Here is a 7,434-nt window from a genome sequence, read left to right on the forward strand (position 1 = left end):
ATGAAATTTAAGAAGTATTATTAATTGTAATCTAATCGTTATCAGTAATCGAGGGGGCATGATGAGACTACCATTACGTTGTCGTAACTCTCCAGGTATGTCATCCTGAGCGTAGCGAAGGATCTCAAACTGCTTAGAACTGAGCCAGACTCAGGAGATCCTTCACTTCGTTCAGGATGACGTTGAGACGATTTGATTGAATTAAAATCAAACTTATCCGCAACCTGGGGAGTTACATTAAATCAAAGGCCTGCTCTTTACCACATTGTCCAGCTCAATCAGGCACTCCAGTAAAGGTTTCATTTGATCCAGCGGCCAGCTATTGGGGCCATCGCTTAACGCCTGATCAGGATTGGGATGAGTTTCCATAAAAATCCCCGCGATCCCGGCAGCTACTGCAGCGCGCGCCAGGACTGGAACGAACTCTCTTTGTCCTCCTGAGCTGCCATTATTACCGCCTGGAAGCTGGACAGAATGCGTTGCATCAAAAACAACAGGACAATTGGTTTCACGCATTATTTGCAGCGAACGCATATCAGATACCAGATTATTATAACCAAAAGTAGCACCGCGCTCACAAACCATAATTTGCTCATTACCACAAGCCTGAGCCTTGGTCACCACATGCTTCATTTCCCAAGGGGCGAGAAATTGCCCTTTTTTGATATTAACCGGCTTATTCATTGCGGCTACTTTTTGAATGAAGTTGGTCTGACGGCAAAGAAATGCAGGCGTTTGCAGCACATCAACAACACTGGCCACCTCAAGTAAGGGGGTATCTTCATGAACATCTGTGAGTATGGGAACTCCGACCTCTTTTTTTACCTTCTCAAGAATCATAAGGCCCTTTTCAAATCCTGGCCCTCTATAGCTGCTCAAAGAAGATCGATTGGCTTTATCAAAAGAAGATTTATAAATAAATGGCAAGCAGAGCTGGTTGCAAATCTCTTTTAAATAACCCGCAGTTTCCAGAGCAAGTGATTCACTTTCAATAACGCAAGGGCCTGCAATTAGAAATAAGGGAGCATTTAATCCTGCTTCAAAACCACAAAGTTTCATAACTTATCCTTTTTTTGAGAATAGCTTCTGGCTGCCAGAACAAAGTCTTTGAATAGCGGATGCCCATCACGAGGAGTTGAAGTGAATTCCGGATGAAACTGGCAGGCTACAAACCAGGGATGGTCAGGTAATTCAATCATTTCAACCAGCATTCCATCAGCTGAGCGGCCGGATATAAGCAGGCCCGCATCAGTCAGGCGATCAATAAAATGATTATTGACCTCATAACGATGTCTGTGGCGTTCCACGATTTCATTTTTCCCATATATTTTGCTGGCAAGAGAATCGGGTTGTAATTTACAGGATTGGGCTCCAAGGCGCATTGTGCCCCCCAGATCGGTATGTTCATTGCGAAGATTAAGGCTGCCGTCTTCATCCATCCATTCACTAATCAGTCCGATAACCGGATAAGGAGTAGACGGATTAAACTCGGTTGAATTGGCATTATCTAAATGAGCCACATGACGGGCATACTCAATAACCGCAGTTTGCATGCCCAGGCAAATTCCTAAATAAGGAATATTATTTTCGCGAACATGGCGAATAGTTTCAATTTTTCCTTCAATGCCTCGTAATCCAAAGCCGCCAGGAACAAGAACAGCGTCTATATCACCTAATGCTTGAACACCTTGATTTTCAATCGATTCTGCATCGATATAAACAATTTCAACCTTGGTATGGCAATGAATTCCGGCATGACAAAGTGCCTCATTGATAGACTTATAGGCATCATTTAGTTCAGTATATTTTCCGACCATCGCAATTTTAACTTTACTGGTAGGGGCGGACTGCTTATCGACGACAGCTTGCCACTCATGCAAATCAGCCGCTGGAGGATTTAAGCCCAGCTTTTTAACCACAATTTCATCCAGTCCCTGGGCATGAAGAATCATTGGAATCTGATAAATGCTCTTGGCGTCTTCTAAAGAAATAACGCCTTCAGTTTCAACATTGGTAAATAAGGCGATTTTGGATCGATCAGCCTGCGACAGGGCTTTTTCTGAGCGGCAAATCAAAATATCTGGCTGGATACCAATGGAGCGCAGCTCTTTAACTGAATGCTGAGTCGGCTTGGTTTTAGTCTCACCGGAAGTAGGAATATAAGGCACCAGTGTCAGGTGGATATATAACGAATGTTGGGCACCGACTTCAATACGCATTTGCCGAATTGCTTCAAGAAACGGCAATGATTCGATATCGCCTACTGTACCGCCAATCTCAATTAATGCAACATCGAACTGATCGGCACCAGCTTTGATACAATGCTTGATTTCATTGGTGATGTGCGGGATTACCTGAACCGTTCCCCCTAAATAATCGCCTCGCCTCTCTTTTTTTATGACCGTTTCATAAATTTTTCCAGAGGTGAAATTATTGCGCTTGGTCATTGTGGTGCGAACAAAACGCTCATAATGTCCCAAGTCCAAATCGGTTTCAGCACCATCTTCAGTGACGAAAACCTCTCCATGCTGAAAAGGGCTCATTGTGCCGGGATCAACGTTAATGTAGGGATCAAGTTTGATAAGCGTGACTTTGAGTCCGCGTGCTTCGAGAATAGCCGCAAGAGAAGCTGCAGCAATGCCTTTACCCAGGGAGGAAACGACCCCACCGGTAATAAAAATATATTTTGTCATAATGACCCCGTTACGATGCTCTTACTCTTGATAGAGCGAATTAAAATATTTTGCATATGAACGGGATTTAATTTTAACAAAAAACGTCCATAAATAACACATTTTATTGAAGCATTCAGGAAAGTTAAGCGTTTAGAACGCTCTGTCAGACAGGGCGTTCAATTTCATTTACTCAATGGATAATAAATGACCCAGTTTCTGCTTCTTGACCTTCAGATAATTTCTGTTGGCCGCAACAGGGGGAATCAGCAAGGGAACCCGTTCCGAAACATTAATACCATATTTTTCCAAAGCAGTTACTTTCTCCGGATTATTGGTAAGCAGTCTTAAAGAATCTATACCAAAATGCCTGAGAATCTGATAGGCCATCGCATAGTCACGGCTATCAGCAGCAAACCCCAGATTTAAATTGGCTTCAACCGTATCAAGCCCATTATCCTGTAAGGCATAGGCCCTTAGTTTATTTTTAAGACCAATCCCTCTTCCCTCTTGTCTTAAATAAATCAGCAAACCACCTTCCTGCGACAGCTGGGCCAGAGATTGATTCAATTGTCCTCCGCAGTCACAACGGCATGAACCAAACACATCCCCTGTGAGGCATTCTGAATGGATGCGCACTAAAGGCAGTTTGTTTCCTGTCGCCGGCTTTTTTAACAGGGTAAAATGTTCAAGACCATCGATCTGATTATCAAATACGGTCATTTCAAAATCCCCGTAATCCTGCGTTGGGATTATTGAGGATGCCGCAGGAACTGCCAGTGTTTCATGCTGTATTCGATAATCAATTAAATCACGTATCGTCACCAGCGGTATATCATGATTTACCGAAAACTCTTCCAGTGCGGAAAGACGGCTCATTGAACCATCATCATTGATTATTTCGCAAATCACCGCAGCAGGAACAAGACCTGCCAATTTAGCTAAATCAACACTGCCTTCCGTCTGGCCCGGCCTTTCCAAAACCCCACCTTCTCTGGCACGCAAAGGGAAAATGTGGCCAGGTGAAATAATATCCTCAGGTCTGGCATCTGGCTTCACCGCTTCTCGAATAGTGTGGGCACGGTCTTTCGCAGAAATACCTGTAGATACACCCTGCGCTGCCTCGATAGAAACAGTGAATGCGGTTCCATAGGGCGAGCGGTTTTTACTTGCCATCATCGGCAAACCCAATCGTTCTATCAGGGAAGCAGCCATTGGCAGGCAAATCAGTCCACGGCCCAGTTTGGCCATGAAATTGATTGCATCCGGAGTTACATGTTCCGCGGCTAAAACCAAATCGCCTTCATTTTCCCGATCTTCATCATCCATAAGAATAATCATTCGCCCGGCTTTTAATGTTTCTATTGCCTTTTCAATAGTGGCAAATGTCGTCATTCGTTTACCTCTCTTTTCAATTGCAGCAATGATGAAAGCTGATGAGCCATAACACGTGTTAAATAATCAAACTCAATATTTAAACGTTGCCCTGCTGACATATAAGGGAATGTAGTATGGGCAACCGTATGAGGAACCAGCATTAAACTAATGCGCTCGTTTTCTACCTTGTTTATTGTCAGGCTTACTCCATTTAAGGCGATACTGCCTTTGGGCAACAGGAAGGCTCTGGCAGGAATACTAAATTCCTCAACTGTAAGTTCCAGGCACTCACCAATCGGTTTAATTGAAGTAAGTGTTGCCATCGCGTCAATATGACCGCTGACATAATGACCGCCAAATCTTGTGCTTGGCAGCATTGCCCGCTCGATATTGACTTTATCTCCTTCTGAAAGCGCGCCTAAAGTACTTGAAGCCAGCGTCTCCGCAGATATATCAAATGAATACTGTTGTCCATGATCAGGCAGTAAGGTCAGGCATACGCCATTGACGGCAATACTTTCTCCCGTTTGGAAATTACCCTCGTCCAACTCGGGTAAAGTTAGCACCAGGCGTTTTGCCTGATTATGATCTGTATTTGATCTTACTTCACCCAAGCATTGAATTAATCCGGTAAACATTATTCCTCCTGCCAGTCTATGCACGCTATTACATTGTCTCCCGCGATTTGCCAGTCAATTGAATATTTACGCGATTGAAAGAAATTATCGCCATGATATGCAGAAGTTGCCTGCTGGCCTAAAAAACCGGGAACAATATAAAGATAGCTGCGCTGTGGTAATTTTTGCTCGTGAAATGTTGAAAATAATTTACCGCCAGCCTCAAGCCAAACATCGTGGAAACCCCAAAGCCCTAATTGTTCAAGTACATAATTAAGATCGATGTGCCCCTTAATCATGGGAGCTGGATAATAGCTGCAATTCGGGTTCATATGAAGCGGTGAATGGCCCTCATCATGAAAAATATAGCAATGTTCGGCTGAAGAAAAAATTTTCGCATCATCGGGAATGCTTAATCTCGAATCAAGAATGGCAATTTTCTTTTTTTTCTCAAAATCAGGCATGCGGGCGTTGAATAAGGGATCATCCTTTATAATAGTCATTGCGGAAGTTAATATCACATCGGTATGCAAGCGATTAAAATGAGTAAAACGAGAACACTCCTCATTGGATAACTGGACCCTGGCGCCCTCCTCGCCGGCTATTTTACCATCTAGCGTATGAGCGATTTTAGCAGTAACCCAGGGCCGCCCTGTGCGAGTCCAAAAGGCATAACTCTGGTAAAATTGCCCGATTTCAGGCATTGGCCAGTAGATGACTTCGATTCCCTTTTCCTGCAATATTTGTGTGCTGTTATTGGCGGCAACCAGCGGATTAGGATCCTTATAACCATAAATCACTTTGCTGATACCGGCAGAAATAATGATATCGACACAGGGAGGTGTACGCCCCCAATGATTGCAAGGTTCCAGGCTGACATAAAGACTCGCACCACGGGCTTGTTCAGCCACTTGCTCCAGCACCGAGCGCTCAGCGTGAAAGCAACCCACGCCTCGATGATAAGCGGAAGCCAAAATTTTACCATCCAGCACAACAATCGCACCAACACTGGGATTGGGTGCGCAATTTCCGCGCCCGATCCACGCTTGTTCGAGAGCGGCGAGCATAAATTGATTGTGCATGGTTAAATCAACGAGTTAAAATTAAACATGATATCAAGATCTTCTATTTTTTAGTAGTCTGTGAATAACAGTATACTGTAAATTCAACGCAGGGTACCTATAAACTGCAATCAGGTATAAACTGAAACGATGACCTCTAACAGCGAGAAATCCTTTATGAATGGAAAATCAGGCAAAAGCTTAGGCCTAGTTTCCCGGTGTCTGGTGCTATTAACAGTCGCGCTATTGTCGCCTTCTATTCATTCCTCATCTCCACTTACTCCTTATTCAACCCAGGAACTGGAAGAACTTGAGAAAGAATTCGTACAGCAGATAAATCAGTCTGAAAGTATTGAACGAAATCCATTAGCCAGTCAGTATATTAATCATATCGGCAAACGACTGGCAAAATTTGCGAAAATTCCAACCCCCTACTTCTTTATTGTTAAATCAAACGAAATTAACGCCTTTGCAGGACCTGGAGGCTATATTGGGGTCAACACACAGCTGATTCTTTCCACCAGAAGCGAAAGCGAGCTTGCCGCGGTGATGGCACACGAAATAGCTCACGTCCGCCTGCACCATTTATATCGCCTTATTGAACATGAAAAACAAATGCGTATTCCCATGCTGGCGAGTTTACTGGCTGCAGCGGCTCTGGGCGTAGTGAATCCTACACTAGGCAGCGGTGCCATGATGGCTTCACTGACAGGCTTTGCGCAGGATAATATAAATTTCACACGTGCAAACGAAAAAGAAGCAGACCGTATTGGCATTGATATGCTGATACGTGCAGGATTTAACCCTCAAAGCATGGCTGATTTTTTCAAAAAAATGCAGGAAAGCTCGCGTTACTATTATACTGCCAATGTACCTGCTATTTTACGCACCCACCCACTGGATGAAGACAGGATTGCTGAAGCCGAAAACCGGATTCCCCAATCGGCAAAAAAACAATATCCGGATAATCTCGATTATCGTTTATTCAAGGAACTTATCCGCACCTCGGTTGCAAAAGATAACCGCCAATTAATGGATTACTATCAAAAAGAATGTAACCGCCATAATTCAGTAACCGCCTGCCAGTACGGCTATGTACTCGCCCTGCTTAACCTGAATCAATACCAGCAGGCAGAGTCTCGCCTGCAAAGTTTGCTGGCTAATGACAACGATAATCTTTTTTATCAGATTGCGATGGCTCGCGCTGAAACAGGCAACAAGCGATACGCGGCCGCGTTAAAACGCCTCGAAGAGCTGCAGGGAAATTACCCTGATAATTATGCTGCCCTGATGGCGCATGCCCAGGGATTGATTGCCGCTGGCGACGCCAACCGGGCTACTGGCATTTTACTTAAAGGGTCAAGAGTTTTTAAAAGAGATTTACCGCTTTGTGAGGAGCTGGCACAGGCTCAGTCTGCCTCCGGAAAAAAAGCTTACGCCTATTTTACTGAGTCTCAGTGTCAGTTATTACAGGGACGTCAGCGCGATGCCTTACGGAAATTGCAATTAGTCAAAACAATGGCCACCAATGACAAGTATTTACTGGCAAGAACCAATGCAATGATTGATGAGATCAAATTTATGCTCTCCGATTAATAGATAGCGAAGTACAAATGCATCAGCGAGTAGCCTGGTTGGCGCCTCGCGACAACCGGGTTTTGTAACTTGAGCAGCATGAAAACCCGGTTGTCGCGAGGCGCCAACCAG

General features: G+C 44.2%; 6 protein-coding genes. 1 reads left to right on the forward strand and 5 read right to left on the reverse strand.

Features of this window, described 5'->3' with window-relative positions; translation table 11 throughout:
* Positions 1-237: 237 nt before the first annotated feature.
* The 5 genes from kdsA to ribD form a co-directional block, all read right to left on the reverse strand.
* Positions 238-1,059, reverse strand: coding sequence for a 3-deoxy-8-phosphooctulonate synthase (gene kdsA, locus E1O89_RS14900; RefSeq protein WP_133140847.1), 822 nt, complete (start codon positions 1,057-1,059; stop codon positions 238-240).
* On the reverse strand, positions 1,056-2,693 hold the full coding sequence (locus E1O89_RS14905; protein ID WP_133140848.1) for a CTP synthase: 1,638 nt from the start codon (positions 2,691-2,693) through the stop codon (positions 1,056-1,058). The genes kdsA and E1O89_RS14905 overlap by 4 nt, the downstream gene beginning before the upstream one ends.
* A gap of 168 nt (positions 2,694-2,861) precedes the next feature.
* A complete protein-coding gene (gene ribB / locus E1O89_RS14910) occupies positions 2,862-4,067 on the reverse strand; it encodes a 3,4-dihydroxy-2-butanone-4-phosphate synthase (protein WP_133140849.1) in 1,206 nt (401 codons plus the stop codon).
* Positions 4,064-4,687: a riboflavin synthase gene (locus E1O89_RS14915; RefSeq protein ID WP_133140850.1), complete on the reverse strand. Its 624-nt coding sequence runs from the start codon at positions 4,685-4,687 to the stop codon at positions 4,064-4,066. The genes ribB and E1O89_RS14915 overlap by 4 nt, the downstream gene beginning before the upstream one ends.
* Positions 4,687-5,748 (reverse strand): bifunctional diaminohydroxyphosphoribosylaminopyrimidine deaminase/5-amino-6-(5-phosphoribosylamino)uracil reductase RibD, encoded by a 1,062-nt coding sequence (gene ribD / locus E1O89_RS14920; RefSeq protein ID WP_133140851.1) that lies wholly within the window; start codon positions 5,746-5,748, stop codon positions 4,687-4,689. The genes E1O89_RS14915 and ribD overlap by 1 nt, the downstream gene beginning before the upstream one ends.
* 156 nt (positions 5,749-5,904) lie before the next feature.
* On the opposite strand from ribD, the gene E1O89_RS14925 reads away from it, so the two are divergent.
* On the forward strand, positions 5,905-7,323 hold the full coding sequence (locus E1O89_RS14925) for a M48 family metalloprotease (protein ID WP_133140852.1): 1,419 nt from the start codon (positions 5,905-5,907) through the stop codon (positions 7,321-7,323).
* Positions 7,324-7,434 lie beyond the last annotated feature (111 nt).

The sequence above is a fragment of the Legionella genomosp. 1 genome, assembly GCF_900640215.1.
Classification (GTDB): domain Bacteria; phylum Pseudomonadota; class Gammaproteobacteria; order Legionellales; family Legionellaceae; genus Legionella_C; species Legionella_C quinlivanii_A.

What these genes read in the sequence shown, in the direction of transcription:
- E1O89_RS14915 (WP_133140850.1), bottom strand. Translation starts at nt 4,687, where the DNA reads ATGTTTACCGGATTAATTCAATGCTTGGGTGAAGTAAGATCAAATACA.
- ribD (WP_133140851.1), bottom strand. Translation starts at nt 5,748, where the DNA reads ATGCACAATCAATTTATGCTCGCCGCTCTCGAACAAGCGTGGATCGGG.
- E1O89_RS14925 (WP_133140852.1), top strand. Translation starts at nt 5,905, where the DNA reads ATGAATGGAAAATCAGGCAAAAGCTTAGGCCTAGTTTCCCGGTGTCTG.
- kdsA (WP_133140847.1), bottom strand. Translation starts at nt 1,059, where the DNA reads ATGAAACTTTGTGGTTTTGAAGCAGGATTAAATGCTCCCTTATTTCTA.
- ribB (WP_133140849.1), bottom strand. Translation starts at nt 4,067, where the DNA reads ATGACGACATTTGCCACTATTGAAAAGGCAATAGAAACATTAAAAGCC.
- E1O89_RS14905 (WP_133140848.1), bottom strand. Translation starts at nt 2,693, where the DNA reads ATGACAAAATATATTTTTATTACCGGTGGGGTCGTTTCCTCCCTGGGT.